Source organism: Streptomyces sp. NPDC088124 (genome assembly GCF_040685895.1).
Taxonomy (GTDB): Bacteria; Actinomycetota; Actinomycetes; order Streptomycetales; family Streptomycetaceae; genus Streptomyces.
The window spans coordinates 66,105-80,815 of the sequence record NZ_JBFBJB010000021.1 but is presented as its reverse complement, the minus strand read 5'-3'; the positions used below and the strand labels follow the sequence as shown (position 1 = coordinate 80,815).

Sequence of the window (14,711 nt, the reverse complement as noted above, 5' to 3'; positions counted from 1 at the left end):
CTTCGGGACCTACCGGTGACCCGCCCGATGATCTTCCCTCGGACCCCTCGGCGGAGTCACCGCAGGACCCGGTGACGGACGCGCCGCCGTACCGGGCGCCGGGTCCGCGCGCCGTGCGTCGCATAGCCTCCTGACCATGACTCCTGACGTATGGCTACCGATTCCGGCCGCTGAGATCGAAGGACTGCCCGAGGGACCGCGGTACGTACAGTGGGACGGGGAGGACGAGTTCCCCGCCGACCCCGCCGACTGCGCCTTCTACGTCGTGCCGTACATGCGGCCCCCGGAGACCGTCGTACGGCCGCTCGCCGCCATGACATCCCTGCGCGTCGTCCAGACGCTCTCCGCCGGCACCGACAACGTGGCGCCCGCGCTCGGCGTGCTGCCCGCCGGAGTCAGACTGTGCAACGCCAAGGGGGTCCACGAGGCCAGTACGGCCGAACTCGCGCTCACCCTCACGCTCGCCTCCCTGCGCGGCATACCGGGCTACGTACGGGGCCAGGACCGCGAGGAGTGGCGCGCCGGCTTCCGCCCCGCGCTCGCCGACCGGTCCGTGCTGATCGTCGGTTACGGTTCGATCGGCGCCGCCATCGAGGACCGGCTCACTCCGTTCGAGTGCGCGCGGGTGACGCGCGTCGCGCGCTCCGCACGCACCACGGAGCGCGGGCAGGTGCACGCGTTCACCGAACTGCCCGCACTGCTGCCCGAGGCCGATGTGGTGATTCTCTCCACGCCGCTCACCGAGGGGACGAAGGGCCTGGTGGGAGCGGAGTTCCTGGCGCGGATGAAGGACGGCGCCCTGCTGGTGAACGTCGCGCGCGGGGCCGTCGTCGACACCAAGGCGCTCCTCGCGGAGCTGGAGAGTGGCCGGATCGAAGCCGCCCTCGATGTGACAGATCCGGAACCGCTGCCCGCGGGACATCCGCTCTGGCATGCTCCGGGTGTCCTCATCAGCCCCCACGTCGGCGGACCCACCTCGGCCTTCCTGCCGCGCGCCAAGCGCCTGCTGGCCGGCCAGCTCACCCGGTTCGCCGCCGGGGACGAACTGCGGAACGTCGTCCTCACGACCGAAGGGCCGACCGGATCGACGGAAGGACCGAAGGGATCATCCGCCGCCTGACCACCCGCCGCCCGCCGCGGCGTCCGCCTCACCGACCGCCCCGCCGTCCGGGGTGCGGCCTGCCGCGCCGTCCCGGGCGCCGTCCGGATCCCGCCGCGGCCGCGGCGGGATCGGGCGCCCCGGGGCACGCCGTCGCACGAGCGGCTCGCAGCCACGCTCCGCACCCGTCCGGGCACCCTCGATACCGACAACTCCGCTGGTCGTCACGGAGAGTAGAAGAACTATGGCCCTGAGTGACGAGTCTGGTGTATCGTCCCGATCTGGGGGTTGCGCCGCGCGTGGGGCGGCGCAGCGGAGTGATCGAAATCCGAGGGGGGCGACGGGCGATGTACGGCCAATGGACGAACGATCCGACGCGGCAGGGGCGTCGGCGGCGACCTCCGGACACCCCGGCGCGCGACCCGCGCCCGTCGGCGGTGCCGGTGACGGAGACGTCTTCAGGAGCGGTCCGGTGAGCGCCGAGGGCGTGCTCGTGCGCGGGCGTCAGGCCTCCGGCGCGGGGACGGGGCTGGCCGCCCAGCTCTTCCTCGCCCTGATCTGCGGCGGATACGCGACCGGTGCGGCGGTGGGCTGGGGATCGGAGAAACTCGCCCTGTTCATGGGCGACTTCGGACTGAGCCTCGCCGCCCTGATCGCCGCGGTCTCCTGCTTCTTCTACGCACGCGGCCACACCAGCCGCTTCCGGCCCGCGTGGCTGCTCTTCTCCTTCTCCTCCGCGATGGCCTCGGCGGGCAACGCGGTCTGGGGGTGGTACGAGGTCATCCTCGAAGAGCCCGTCCCCAGTCCCAGCCTCGCCGATCTCTTCTTCCTCTGCTTCGCGCCACCCGCCATCGTCGGCCTGCTCGTCCTCGCCAAACGGCCGGTCAGCAGGGCCGGCTGGGTCTGCCTCGCGCTGGACGCCTGGCTGATCGGCGGCTCGCTGCTCACGCTCTCCTGGAGCCTCGCCCTCGCCCGGACCGCGCAGTTCCAGGGCGAGAGCGTCACCCAGGCGGCGCTCTCCCTCGCCTACCCGCTGCTGGACATCGTCCTCGTCAGCATGGTGCTGGCCCTGCACTTCCGTAAGGCCGCGGGCAGCCGCTCCGCGGTCAACACCGCGATCGCCGCGCTCGCCCTGACGGTGCTGTGCGACGCCCTGTTCACCTCGCCGCTGCTGCGCGAGACGTACCGCTCGGGCCAGCTCCTGGACGCGGGCTGGTTCGCCGGGTCGCTGCTCCTCGCGTACGCGCCCTGGGGCGTCCGGCGCGTCCCCGAGGCCCCGGCCCCGTCCCGGGAGGACCGCCAGGTCCGGCCGGCCGCGCCGATCGCGGGCTCCCTGGCCGCGCTCACGCCGTATCTCGCCGCGGCCGTCTGCACGCTGGGGATCCTGTACAACGTCACCGAGGGCCGCAAGGTCGACCGGGTGGTGGTCCTCACCGGCTGCACGGTCGTGCTCGCCCTGGTCGTGCGGCAGGGCATCATGCTCGTCGACAACATCGCCCTCACCCATGAGCTGGCGCACAAGGAGAGCCACTTCCGCTCCCTGGTCCAGGGGTCCAGCGATGTCATCATGATCGCCGCGCCCTCCGGGATACTCCGCTACGTCAGCCCCGCCGCCACCGGCGTCTACGGGCGCGAGGCCGAGGATCTCGTCGGCGCCGAACTCGCCTCGATCATCCACCCCGACGACCTGGGCCGGGTCGTCCACGAAGTGCGCCGCTTCCTGGCCGCCCCACCCGCCGACGAGCCCACGACCCGCATCGAGTGCCGCTTTCGCTCCGGGGCCGGCGACTGGCTCAATGTGGAGTCCACGGTCAACCGCCACCAGGGCGGGCTGATCTTCAACAGCCGGGACGTCACCGAACGGGTCCGCCTCCAGGCACAGCTCCAGCACAACGCCGAACACGACCCGCTCACCGATCTGCCCAACCGGGCGCTCTTCACGCAGCGGGTCAGGCAGGCCCTCTCCGGCCGCCGTACGACCGATCCCGGCACGGCGGTGCTCTTCATCGACCTCGACGGTTTCAAGGCCGTCAACGACCGGCTGGGGCATCAGGTGGGGGACGAACTCCTGATCCTCGCCGCCCACCGGCTCCAGGACTCCGTCCGGGCGGGCGACACCGCCGCCCGGCTCGGCGGTGACGAGTTCGCCGCCATCGTCCTCGGCGACGGCTCCGGCGACCAGGCGGCCCGGGAGTACCAGGTCCACGAGATCGCCGACCGGCTGCGCCTCCGGCTCTCCCAGCCGTACAAGATCGACGGCAACGACGTCCGCGTCGCCGCCTCCATCGGCGTCGCCTTCGCCGAGCCCGGCATAACCCCCACCGACCTGATGCGCAACGCGGACCTCGCCATGTACCGCGCCAAGGCGGGCGGCAAGAACCGCGTCGAGATGTACGCGCCCCAGATGCAGGCCGACGTGGTCCGCAGGACCGAGCTGGCGGCCAGACTCCGCACCGCACTGCACGACGGCGAGTTCGCCCTGGTCCACCAGCCCGTGGTCCATCTCACCTCGGGACGGGTCTCCGCCGTCGCCGCCCAGGCCCGCTGGCGCTCCGCCCAGGGCATCCTCTTCACCCCGGCCGAGTTCCTGCGCGGCGCCGACGACGGTGACCGCACCTCGGAGCTGGGCCGCTGGCTCCTCGAAGAGGCCGTCAAGCAGGCCGCCGAGCGTTCCGACATGGGGTACTCCGCGCCCGTCTCCGTACGGATCCCGGCCCGCAGGCTCCTCGACAAGTCCCTGCCGCTCGGCAGCGTCAGCTCCATCGAGGGCCTGCTGATGCGGCACGGGCTGCCCTCCGGGGCCCTGATGATCGAACTGTCCGACCATGACCCGCGGGCCTCCCTGGACGATCTGGAGCAGCGCCTCGTCGCGCTGCGCCGCCTCGGCGTGCGGATCGCGCTCGACGGCTTCGGCAGCGGCTACGCGGCGATAAACGCCCTGCGCCGCCTCCCCGTCGACGTGCTGAAACTCGACCGCGGCCTGGTCGAGGGTGTAGTGGAGTCCGGGCGGCTGCACAAGATCACCGCGGGGCTGCTGAGGATCGCCTGCGACCTGGGGTTGCAGTCCGTCGCCGAAGGGGTCGACCTCCCCGAGCAGGTGACCGCCCTGCGCGCCATGGGGTGCACCCACGGCCAGGGCATGGCTTTCTCCGGGCCGCTCGACGAGTACCGGCTGCGCCGGGCCCTGGTGACCGGTTCGTACCCCATGCCGGGCACCAACGCCCTGCCCGTCCTCGCCGGCACCGGCGGCCCGGGCCCCGTACGCCACTCCCGTCAGCCGGTCTCCGACCGGATTCCCCAGCCATCGATCCGCTCAAATAGTGAGACTCCCGTCCCACCCACTTGACAGCCGGGGCGCGCCGGAGGGAGGGTCATTTCCATGCGCACCCGAATTCTCGTACTTGGACAGCGCGTCGGCTGACGCAGAGCCCCCTTCCCGCTCTGCAGACCGCACCCGACGCGCTCCCCTCGCTTGCCTCACGGCACGAGGGGTTTTTTGTTGCACCGGCACACCACAAAACTCGCAAAAACCCTCAGCTTCGAGAAGAGAATGCCGATGACCGAGCAGGCCACCGGGGCCCACCATCCGCAGCCGCGGGCCCGTAACGGCGGACCGTCCTCCGCCTCAGTCGAGCACGTCACGGGCGCGCAGTCGCTCATCCGCTCTCTTGAAGAGGTGGGCGCCGAGGTCGTATTCGGCATCCCCGGCGGCGCCATCCTCCCGGCGTACGACCCGATGATGGACTCCACCCGCGTCCGGCACGTCCTCGTCCGCCACGAGCAGGGCGCGGGCCACGCCGCGACGGGCTACGCCCAGGCCACCGGCAAGGTCGGCGTCTGCATGGCCACCTCCGGCCCCGGCGCCACCAACCTGGTCACCCCGATCGCCGACGCGCACATGGACTCCGTGCCGCTCGTCGCGATCACCGGTCAGGTCGCGAGCAAGGCCATCGGGACGGACGCCTTCCAGGAGGCGGACATCTGCGGCATCACCATGCCGATCACCAAGCACAACTTCCTCGTCACCAAGGCCGAGGACATCCCGCGGACCATCGCTGAGGCGTTCCACATCGCCTCCACGGGCCGGCCGGGCCCGGTCCTCGTCGACATCGCCAAGGACGCCCTCCAGGCCCGTACGTCCTTCTCCTGGCCGCCCACCCAGGACCTGCCCGGCTACCGCCCGGTGACCAAGCCGCACGCCAAGCAGATCCGCGAGGCCGCCCGGCTGATCACCCAGGCCGAGCGCCCCGTCCTGTACGTCGGCGGCGGCGTCATCAAGGCCGGCGCCACCGCCGAGCTGAAGGTCCTCGCCGAGCTGACCGGCGCCCCCGTCACCACCACCCTGATGGCGCTGGGCGCCTTCCCCGACAGCCACCCGCTGCACGTGGGGATGCCGGGCATGCACGGTTCGGTCACCGCCGTCACCGCGCTCCAGAAGGCCGACCTGATCGTCGCCCTCGGTGCCCGCTTCGACGACCGCGTCACCGGCAAGCTGGACAGCTTCGCGCCGTACGCCAAGATCGTCCACGCGGACATCGACCCCGCCGAGATCGGCAAGAACCGGATCGCGGACGTGCCGATCGTCGGGGACGCCCGCGAGGTCCTCGCCGACCTCGTCCAGGCCGTCCAGGCGGAGCACACGGAAGGCCACGTCGGCGACCACACCGCGTGGTGGCGCGATCTCAACCGGTGGCGCGAGACCTACCCCCTCGGCTACGAACAGCCCGGGGACGGCTCCCTCTCCCCGCAGCAGGTGATCCAGCGCGTCGGCCGGCAGGCCCCCGAGGACACGATCTTCGTCGCGGGCGTCGGCCAGCACCAGATGTGGGCCGCGCACTTCATCGAGTACGAGAAGCCCGCCACCTGGCTGAACTCCGGCGGCGCCGGGACCATGGGGTACGCCGTCCCGGCGGCCATGGGCGCCAAGGCCGGGCAGCCGGACCGTACCGTCTGGGCGATCGACGGCGACGGCTGCTTCCAGATGACCAACCAGGAACTCACCACCTGCGCGCTCAACAACATCCCGATCAAGGTCGCGATCATCAACAACGGGGCGCTCGGGATGGTCCGCCAGTGGCAGGCCCTCTTCTACAACCAGCGCTACTCCAACACCGTCCTGCACTCCGGTGACGGCGGTACGGACGGCCCCAGCCGCGGCACCCGAGTCCCGGACTTCGTCAAGCTGTCCGAGGCCATGGGCTGTGTCGCCCTGCGCTGCGAGTCCCCGGACGATCTCGACGCGGTCATCGCCAAGGCCAACGCCATCAACGACCGCCCCGTCGTGGTCGACTTCATCGTCCACGAGGACGCCCAGGTGTGGCCGATGGTCGCCGCCGGCACTTCGAACGACGAGGTCATGGCCGCCCGGGGCATCCGCCCCGACTTCGGCGACAGCGCCGACGACTGAGCCGCGAGAACGAGAGAAGAGACCGACACATGACCAGGCACACGCTCTCCGTTCTGGTGGAGAACACCCCCGGTATCCTCGCCCGGATCGCCGCGCTGTTCTCCCGCCGCGGTTTCAACATCGACTCCCTCGCCGTCGGTGTCACGGAACACCCCGACATCTCCCGCATCACCATCGTGGTCAATGTCGAGGAACTGCCCCTGGAGCAGGTGACGAAGCAGCTCAACAAGCTGGTGAACGTCCTGAAGATCGTCGAACTCGAGCCCGGCGCTGCGATCCAGCGCGAGCTCGTTCTGGTGAAGGTCCGCGCCGACAACGAGACCCGCTCCCAGATCGTCGAGATCGTCCAGCTCTTCCGCGCCAAGACCGTCGACGTGTCACCCGACGCCGTCACGATCGAGGCCACCGGATCGAGTGACAAGCTCGACGCCATGCTCAAGATGCTGGAGCAGTTCGGCGTCAAGGAGCTGGTGCAGTCCGGGACGATCGCCATAGGGCGTGGCGCGCGGTCCATCACGGACCGCAGCCTGCGGGCCCTGGACCGCAGCGCCTAGGGCCTTTCGTCCGGGCCTCCCACGCCCCGAGGGTCCGCCCTTCGGCACGGGAGGTCCCGGACAGGACCCCGCCCGGTCCGCTCGCATGCCGAGACCGGGAGACCGGCTTCGCCCCGCCGCCGTACGGTGGGACGCAAGCTTCGACATTTCACAGAAGTGCACACCAAGGAGAAGACCCAGTGGCCGAGCTGTTCTACGACGACGATGCCGACCTGTCCATCATCCAGAACCGCAAGGTCGCGGTCATCGGTTACGGCAGCCAGGGCCACGCCCACGCGCTGTCGCTCCGTGACTCGGGTGTCGACGTCCGGGTCGGCCTGCACGAGGGCTCCAAGTCCAAGGCCAAGGCCGAGGAGCAGGGCCTGCGCGTGGTGACGCCCGCCGAGGCCGCCGCCGAGGCCGACGTCATCATGATCCTGGTGCCGGACCCGATCCAGGCCCAGGTGTACGAGGAGTCCATCAAGGACCACCTGAAGGACGGCGACGCGCTGTTCTTCGGCCACGGCCTCAACATCCGCTACGGCTTCATCAAGCCGCCGGCCAATGTCGATGTCGCGATGGTCGCCCCCAAGGGCCCGGGCCACCTGGTCCGCCGCCAGTACGAGGAGGGCCGCGGCGTTCCCTGCATCGCCGCCGTCGAGCAGGACTTCTCCGGCGCGGCGTTCGCGCTGGCCCTGTCGTACGCGAAGGGCATCGGCGGCACCCGCGCCGGCGTCATCAAGACGACCTTCACCGAGGAGACCGAGACCGACCTGTTCGGTGAGCAGGCCGTGCTCTGCGGCGGTACCGCCGCGCTGGTCAAGGCGGGCTTCGAGACGCTGACCGAGGCCGGCTACCAGCCGGAGATCGCGTACTTCGAGTGCCTCCACGAGCTGAAGCTGATCGTGGACCTCATGTACGAGGGCGGCCTGGAGAAGATGCGCTGGTCGGTCTCCGAGACCGCCGAGTGGGGCGACTACGTCAGCGGCCCGCGCGTCATCACCGACCAGACCAAGGTCGAGATGAAGAAGATCCTGGCCGAGATCCAGGACGGTACGTTCGCCAAGAACTGGATGGACGAGTACCACGGCGGTCTGAAGAAGTACAACGAGTACAAGAAGGCCGACAGCGACAGCCTGCTGGCCACGACCGGCGCCGAGCTCCGCAAGCTCATGAGCTGGGTCGACGACGAGGACGCGTAACACCGTGCGCGGGCGGCCCCGGGGCGGCTCCTGATCTCCGGCACGACCGGCGGAGAAGGGGCCGGACCGGGGCCGCCCGCGCACCGGCGACGCACGGACGCTGCCGCCGGGCCGCACGTACGAGTGATCCTGTCGCGGGGGCGGAACAGCAGCCGTCGGCAGCATTACACTGCTCAACACATACGCGTCAGGCCCACAGCGTCGTGCGTCTTTCACGCGGTTAGGGCGCGCTCCGCCCTAGGACCCCTCCACCGCATGCGGCCGTCGGGACGGCCGTCCGCAATGGGACTTGTGAGGACTCACGTGAGCTCGAAACCTGTCGTACTCATCGCTGAAGAGCTGTCGCCCGCAACCGTCGACGCGCTCGGTCCGGATTTCGAGATCCGGCACTGCAACGGCGCCGACCGCGCCGAGCTGATCCCGGCCATCGCCGACGTGGACGCGATTCTCGTCCGCTCCGCGACCAAGGTCGACGCCGAGGCCGTCGCCGCGGCCGGCAAGCTGAAGGTCGTCGCCCGCGCCGGGGTGGGCCTCGACAATGTCGACGTCTCCGCCGCCACCAAGGCCGGCGTGATGGTCGTCAACGCGCCGACGTCGAACATCGTCACCGCCGCCGAGCTGGCCTGCGGTCTGCTGGTGGCCACCGCACGCCACATCCCGCAGGCCAACACCGCGCTCAAGAACGGCGAGTGGAAGCGCTCCAAGTACACGGGCGTCGAGCTGAGCGAGAAGACCCTGGGCGTCGTCGGCCTCGGCCGGATCGGCGTGCTCGTCGCCCAGCGCATGTCCGCCTTCGGCATGAAGATCGTCGCGTACGACCCCTACGTGCAGCCGGCCCGCGCCGCGCAGATGGGCGTCAAGCTGCTCACGCTCGACGAGCTGCTGGAGGTGTCGGACTTCATCACCGTGCACCTGCCCAAGACCCCCGAGACGATCGGCCTCATCGGAGACGAGGCGCTGCACAAGGTCAAGCCGTCGGTCCGGATCGTCAACGCCGCGCGCGGCGGGATCGTCGACGAGGCGGCGCTCGCCTCCGCCCTCAAGGAGGGCCGGGTCGCCGGCGCCGGTCTGGACGTGTACGCGAAGGAGCCCTGCACGGACTCCCCGCTCTTCGAGTTCGACCAGGTCGTCTGCACGCCGCACCTCGGCGCCTCCACCGACGAGGCGCAGGAGAAGGCGGGCGTCGCGGTCGCCCGTTCCGTACGGCTCGCGCTCGCCGGTGAGCTGGTCCCCGACGCGGTCAACGTCCAGGGCGGGGTCATCGCCGAGGACGTACGCCCGGGCCTGCCGCTCGCCGAGAAGCTGGGCCGGATCTTCACCGCCCTCGCGGGCGAGGTCGCGGCCCGGCTCGATGTCGAGGTGTACGGCGAGATCACCCAGCACGACGTGAAGGTGCTCGAACTCTCCGCGCTCAAGGGCGTGTTCGAGGACGTCGTCGCCGAGACGGTGTCGTACGTGAACGCGCCGCTGTTCGCGCAGGAGCGCGGCGTCGAGGTCCGCCTCACGACCTCCAGCGAGTCCCCGAACCACCGCAACGTGGTGACGGTGCGCGGCACGCTCGCCGGCGGCGAGGAGGTCTCGGTCTCCGGCACCCTGGCCGGGCCGAAGCACCTGCTGAAGATCGTCGCGATCGGCGAGTACGACGTGGATCTGGCGCTGGCCGAGCACATGATCGTGCTGCGGTACGAGGACCGCCCCGGCGTGGTCGGCACGGTCGGCCGGATCCTCGGCGAGGCCGGGCTGAACATCGCGGGCATGCAGGTCTCGCGGCGGGAGGAGGGCGGCGAGGCGCTGGTCGTCCTCACCGTCGACGACACGGTCCCGCCGGCCGTGCTCACGGAGATCGCCGCGGAGATCGGCGCGGTCTCGGCGCGCTCGGTGAACCTGACGGACTGACCTGGACGTTCACGGCCGAAGGGCCCGGTGGGATCGACGGATCCCACCGGGCCCTTCGCCGTTTCCCCCGGGTGCCGCCGCGCGGGGAGATGTGAAAGATTTATTGCGCAACTTCTCTTTCGCATCTACGGTGGGGGCCATGCGACCCCAGCGTGAACACGAACACGAACACGAACACGAGCACGAACACGGGCACGAGCAGACGCACGAGCGGATCACCGACCTGTCCCGGCTCAAGGCGTTCACCAACCCGCTGCGCCTGCAGCTCTACCGGGCGCTGTACGCCGCGGGCACCGCGACCGCCTCCCATCTCGCCGAGCAGCTCGACCAGGCGCCGTCGCTGGTCAGTTACCACCTGCGCAAGCTGGCCGAGCACGGCTTCGTGACCGGGGCGAGCGGCCGGAGCGCCGACGGCCGGGAGCGGTGGTGGCAGGTGGCGTCGGAGGAGGGCTGGGGCTACCGCGACTCGGACTTCGCGGACACGCCCGAAGGAGCCGCCGCCGTCGGCGCGCTGACCCGCGGCATGCACGACATCCGCACCGCCCAGTACCTCGGTTATCTGGACGAGCGGTCGGCCTGGGGCAAGGAGTGGACCGACGCGTCCTTCAGTGCCGAGTGGCTGCTCGACCTGACCCCGGCCGAACTCGCCGAGATGAGCGCGGAACTCCAGGCCCTGTCCCGGCGCTGGCGGGAGCGCGGCCGGGCCGCCGCGGCGGCCGGCGACACCGAGGGCCGCGAGCACGTCTCCGTGCACCTCTACGGTTTTCCGTTCCGGCCCTGACCCGGCCGTTTCCCGACACCCTGGAGCCGGCCATGGCCGCCGCAGAGACCGCCCCGCCCGAACCCGCCACCACGCCGGCCCATCGCGACGGCAATGTGCTGCGCTGGCTCGCCGCGCACACCGTTTCCCTCGTCGGCGACAGCGTGTACTTCGTCGCCCTCGGCTGGTCCGCCCAGCAGGCCGCCGGCCCCGCCGAGGTCGGTCTCGTCATGGCCGCCGGGGCACTGCCGCGGGCGCTGCTCATGCTCGGCGGGGGCGTGCTGGCCGACCGGTTCGACCCCCGCCGGGTCGTTCTCGGCAGCGACGCGCTGCGCTGCCTCCTCATTCTCTCGGTGGCCGCCGGTATCGCGCTGACCGCGCCGGCCCTGTGGATCCTCGTCGCGGTGGCGCTCGTCTTCGGCGCCCTGGACGCGCTCTTCGTACCCGCGATCGGGGCCCTCCCGCCGCGCATCACCGGCCCCGGCCAGCTGGCCCGGGTCACCGGCATGCGCTCCCTGTCGATGCGCCTCAGCCAGATCGCGGGCCCGCCGATCGGCGGCCTGGCCATGGGGTTCGGAGGTACGGCGGCCACCTTCGCCGTCGCCGGACTGCTCTTCGCGCTCTCCCTGCCGCTCCTGCTGACGGTACGGATACGGCCCCTCGCGCGTGGCCACGAACGGCCGGAACCCGGCACGGTGGGGCAGGACCTCCTCGACGGCCTGCGCTACATCGCCCGCCACCGCCTCATCGGCCCGCTCGTCGCCGTCGGCGCCGTCTGCGAGCTGGGCCTCACCGGCACCCTCAACGTCGGCATGGTGCTCCTCAACGCCGAGCGCGGCTGGGGGGCTTCGGGGTACGGCTGGATCGTCGGCAGCTTCGGCGCGGGGGCGGCGGCCGGCGCCACGCTGCTCGCCGTCGCCGGCCGGCTGCCCCGGGCCGGCCTGGTGCTGGCCGGGACGCTCTTCGCGGCGAGTGCGGGCGCGGCCACCCTCGCGCTGGTGCCGGCGCTCTGGACCGCCGCGGCGCTGGCCGTGGTGACCGGACTGAGCGCGGGCGTCTTCGGCGGCCTGAGCAGCACCCTCGTACAGACCGCCGCGGACCCGGCCTTCCTCGGCCGGGTCACCTCCGTCGTCATGCTCACCATGGTCGGGCTCGCGCCGCTCAGCTATCCGCTGGTCGGCGCCGCCATCGGAGCCTGGGGCGCCGCCCCGGTGTTCCTCGGCTGCGGGGCCTTCGGCTGCCTGGGGGTGGTCGTCGTCCTGGCCTGCGAGGCGGTACGGCGCGCCGAACTGCCCCGGCGGGATCCGCAGGTCGGCTTCTGACCTGTCCGGCCGGTCTTCCCGGTCTTCGTGGACCCTTACGGACCAGTTGTCACGGACCAGCCTCCGGCGCGGGCCCTCGGCGGCGCGGCGGCGGTCACAGGCGGGCCGCCTTCAGGGCCATGTGCAGCAGCAGGCGGTCCTCGCCCTCGGCCAGGTCCAGGCCCGTGAGCTGTTCGATCCGGGAGAGCCGGTAGTAGAGCGTCTGCCGGTGGATGCCGAGCGCCGAGGCCGTACGCCCCGCCTGGCCCGCGTGGTCGAGGAAGACCTCGGCGGTGTGCGCCAGTTCGGCGTGGACGGGGTACAGCAGCTCCACCACCGCCGGGTCGGGTGCCGTGGGCAGCGCGGTCAGCAGCCGGTACGCGCCCAGCGCCGTCCACCGCGCCACCGGGCCGAGCCGGGGCTGGGCCACCGAGGCGCGGGCCGCCGCCACCGCCTCGCGCCATGCCGCCGGCAGCTCCGTCAGCCCCCGGCGCGGGGCGCAGATCCCGGCGCCCGCGGCCGGCCCCGCCGTGGCGCGCAGCCGTGCCGCCGCCGTCAGGACGGCCGGCTCCGCGTCCGGCGAGCGCAGCCGTACGAGGAGGGCCAGCGCCCCGTCGCCGTCCCGCCCCGTACGGGGCGCCTCCGCCGCGCGGGCCGGCGGGAGGGGGAGGGTGCAGAGCGCCGCCGTCCCCGGCACCGTCCGTACCGGCGGCTCCTCGGCGCCCCACGGCGCCACGCAGAGCAGGACGTGGGCCCCGTCCGCACTGGGGCCCAGCGCCGTGCGCAGCGCGGCCGACGCCATCTCCCGCTGCCAGCCGGATTCCGCCGTGAGGACGGCCCGCAACTCCCTGGCCAGGTCCGTGCCCGCCTTCGCCTCGTCGGCGAGGAGTTCGCCGATCCGGGACGTCACCTCCATGGCCGCCGCGAGCGTGGCCCCGCTCGGCCCCGGGCCCGCGTCGTCGAGCAGCCATACGTAGCCGAGGACCCGCCCCCGGTGGCGTACCGGCAGACAGATGCGGCCCCGGAACACCCCGGCGTCCGGCGCCGCGGGGATCCGGACGGGGCCGGACGCGTGGGTGATGCCGAAGTTCTCGAACCAGGCGCGGACCGCGGGCGTCGACCGCCGCGTCAGGATCGAACGCGTCCTGACCGGGTCCATCGCCGTGTCGTCCTCGCTGTCGTGCACCCCGAAGGCGATCAGTCCGAAGTCCCGGTTCTCCAGGGTCGCCGGGACGCCGAGCAGGGCCGAGATCTCGTCGACCAGTTCCTGGTAATCGTCCTTCACCCGGACATTCTCCCACCGCTTTCAGACATCTGTCTGAGATCCGGGCCACGGATGCGTGACAGGTGTCGATGGCAGAGGATCGGGTCGATCCCTAGGTTTCACAGTGGTTCCTCCGCCGGTTCCCCCGCCGTACCGGAACTGATCATTTCCGCACCACCGCACCACCGCCCTACCGCCACAGCCCTGCTGCCACGGCCTCACCGGCTCCCGCCGCCCCCGTCGTCGCACCGTGCCGCACCGTTCGATCCACCGTGGAGGTCCCTGTGCTGGGTCCCGTGATCCTTGCCGCGTCCCGCAGCGACGTCCTGCGCCGCACCCTTTCGGCCGCCCCCGTCACCAAGCCCGTGGTGAACCGTTTCATCGCCGGCGAGTCCGTCGAGGAGACCACCCCCGTCGTCCGGTCCCTCGCGGAGCAGGGTCTGGAGATCACGCTCGACGTCCTCGGCGAGGACATCACCGACCCGGCCGCGGCGCTGGCCGCCCGGGACGCGTACCTGCGGCTGATCGAGGCCCTCACCCCGCTGGAGCTCGGCACCCGCGCCGAGATGTCGGTGAAGCTCTCCTCCTTCGGCCAGGCGCTGCCCGGCGGGTACGACCTCGCCCTGAAGAACGTCACCGCCGTCGTCGAGGCCGCCGCCGCCATCGGCACCACGGTCACCCTCGACGCCGAGGACCACACCACCATCGACTCGACGCTCGCCATCCACGCCGAGCTGCGCGCACGCTTCCCGGAGACCGGCGCCGTCGTCCAGTCGTACCTCTTCCGTACGGAGGAGGACTGCCGGGTCCTGTCCGCCGCGGGCTCGCGCGTGCGCCTCGTCAAGGGCGCCTACAAGGAGCCCGCCTCCGTCGCGTACCAGGACAAGGCCGAGGTCGACCGCGCGTACATCCGCTGCCTGCGGATTCTGATGGACGGTTCCGGGTATCCGATGGTCGGCACCCACGACCCGCGCATCGTCACCATCGCGCAGGACCTCGCCCGCCGCGCCGGGCGCAAGCCGGACGAGTACGAGTTCCAGATGCTGTACGGCATCCGGGAGGCCGAGCAGTTCCGGCTGGCCGCGGACGGACACCGGATGCGGGTCTACATCGCGTACGGAACGGACTGGTACGGCTATTTCATGCGCCGCCTCGCCGAGCGCCCCGCCAACCTCGCGTTCTTCCTGCGCTCACTGGTCAGCCGCGGCTGAACCGGCCCACCCCACCGAAGACCGAGTAGATTTGCAGA

Annotated in this window: 9 protein-coding genes and 1 pseudogene; 9 read left to right on the top strand and 1 reads right to left on the bottom strand. The window is 71.6% G+C overall.

The features are described 5' to 3' along the window. The first annotated feature begins 136 nt into the window (after nucleotides 1–136). The 8 genes and pseudogenes from AB0P17_RS19075 (at nucleotide 137) to AB0P17_RS19040 (ending at nucleotide 12,219) form a co-directional block, all read left to right on the top strand. Entirely contained in the window at nucleotides 137–1,120 is a 984-nt protein-coding gene (locus tag AB0P17_RS19075) for a 2-hydroxyacid dehydrogenase (RefSeq protein WP_365812369.1), read from the top strand. 451 nt (nucleotides 1,121–1,571) lie between these two features. After that, nucleotides 1,572–4,445, top strand: a complete 2,874-nt coding sequence (locus AB0P17_RS19070; RefSeq protein ID WP_365812367.1) for an EAL domain-containing protein — start codon at nucleotides 1,572–1,574, stop codon at nucleotides 4,443–4,445. Nucleotides 4,446–4,649: 204 nt separating this feature from the next. Next, nucleotides 4,650–6,506 carry an acetolactate synthase large subunit gene (locus tag AB0P17_RS19065; RefSeq protein WP_365812365.1) on the top strand — a complete coding sequence of 619 codons (1,857 nt, stop codon included), beginning with the start codon at nucleotides 4,650–4,652 and terminating at the stop codon, nucleotides 6,504–6,506. A 29-nt stretch (nucleotides 6,507–6,535) separates the two neighbouring features. Then, nucleotides 6,536–7,060 (top strand): acetolactate synthase small subunit, encoded by a 525-nt coding sequence (ilvN, locus tag AB0P17_RS19060; RefSeq protein ID WP_329822124.1) that lies wholly within the window; start codon nucleotides 6,536–6,538, stop codon nucleotides 7,058–7,060. A 164-nt stretch (nucleotides 7,061–7,224) separates the two neighbouring features. Beyond that, nucleotides 7,225–8,241, top strand: a pseudogene (ilvC, locus tag AB0P17_RS19055) (ketol-acid reductoisomerase); the annotation flags it as partial. A 303-nt stretch (nucleotides 8,242–8,544) separates the two neighbouring features. Beyond that, nucleotides 8,545–10,137 carry a phosphoglycerate dehydrogenase gene (serA, locus tag AB0P17_RS19050; protein WP_365812362.1) on the top strand — a complete coding sequence of 531 codons (1,593 nt, stop codon included), beginning with the start codon at nucleotides 8,545–8,547 and terminating at the stop codon, nucleotides 10,135–10,137. 139 nt (nucleotides 10,138–10,276) lie between these two features. Then, entirely contained in the window at nucleotides 10,277–10,918 is a 642-nt protein-coding gene (locus tag AB0P17_RS19045) for a helix-turn-helix domain-containing protein (protein ID WP_365812360.1), read from the top strand. 32 nt (nucleotides 10,919–10,950) lie between these two features. Further along, nucleotides 10,951–12,219, top strand: a complete 1,269-nt coding sequence (locus tag AB0P17_RS19040) for an MFS transporter (protein WP_365812358.1) — start codon at nucleotides 10,951–10,953, stop codon at nucleotides 12,217–12,219. 94 nt (nucleotides 12,220–12,313) lie between these two features. Here AB0P17_RS19040 and AB0P17_RS19035 read toward each other — a convergent pair whose 3' ends face one another. Next, nucleotides 12,314–13,483 carry a helix-turn-helix domain-containing protein gene (locus AB0P17_RS19035; protein WP_365812356.1) on the bottom strand — a complete coding sequence of 390 codons (1,170 nt, stop codon included), beginning with the start codon at nucleotides 13,481–13,483 and terminating at the stop codon, nucleotides 12,314–12,316. 263 nt (nucleotides 13,484–13,746) lie between these two features. Between AB0P17_RS19035 and AB0P17_RS19030 the strand changes: the two genes are divergently transcribed. Next, nucleotides 13,747–14,673: a proline dehydrogenase family protein gene (locus AB0P17_RS19030; protein WP_365812355.1), complete on the top strand. Its 927-nt coding sequence runs from the start codon at nucleotides 13,747–13,749 to the stop codon at nucleotides 14,671–14,673. Nucleotides 14,674–14,711: the final 38 nt, after the last annotated feature.